Below are 414 nucleotides of genomic sequence, written 5' to 3' on the forward strand. Positions count from 1 at the left end.
GTGTATTCGCCCGCCTGTGCGCACATGACCGAAAGGGTGAAACGCGCCGTTCACGCGTAGCCCCGCCCCACCCTCCTCGTTACAAGTTTTGCGGTCCGCGGCTGGGACCGCACTTTCCAACTAGGAGGAATCATGATCAAGAAGGTCGTCGCAGTTGCGGCTGCCACCGGTGGCCTCGTTCTCGCGGGTGCGGGCATGGCTTCCGCCGACGCGGGCGCCCAGGGTGCCGCCATCGGCAGCCCCGGCGTGCTGTCCGGCAACGTCGTCCAGGTCCCGGTCCACGTGCCGATCAACCTGTGCGGCAACACGGTCTCCGTGATCGGGCTGCTGAACCCCGCCTTCGGCAACACCTGCGTCAACGCGTGACGTTGAACGTCAGCCCGTAAGGGCTTGAGCTCGGTCGGTCCCGGAGTG

General features: G+C 66.4%; 1 protein-coding gene. It reads left to right on the forward strand.

Annotation, left to right across the window (positions count from 1 at the left end):
* The first annotated feature begins 132 nt into the window (after positions 1–132).
* Entirely contained in the window at positions 133–366 is a 234-nt protein-coding gene (gene chpH / locus RM812_RS42595; protein ID WP_015607544.1) for a chaplin ChpH, read from the forward strand.
* Positions 367–414 lie beyond the last annotated feature (48 nt).

Origin of the sequence: Streptomyces lancefieldiae (assembly GCF_031845825.1) — a bacterium.
Classification (GTDB): Bacteria; Actinomycetota; Actinomycetes; order Streptomycetales; family Streptomycetaceae; genus Streptomyces; species Streptomyces lancefieldiae.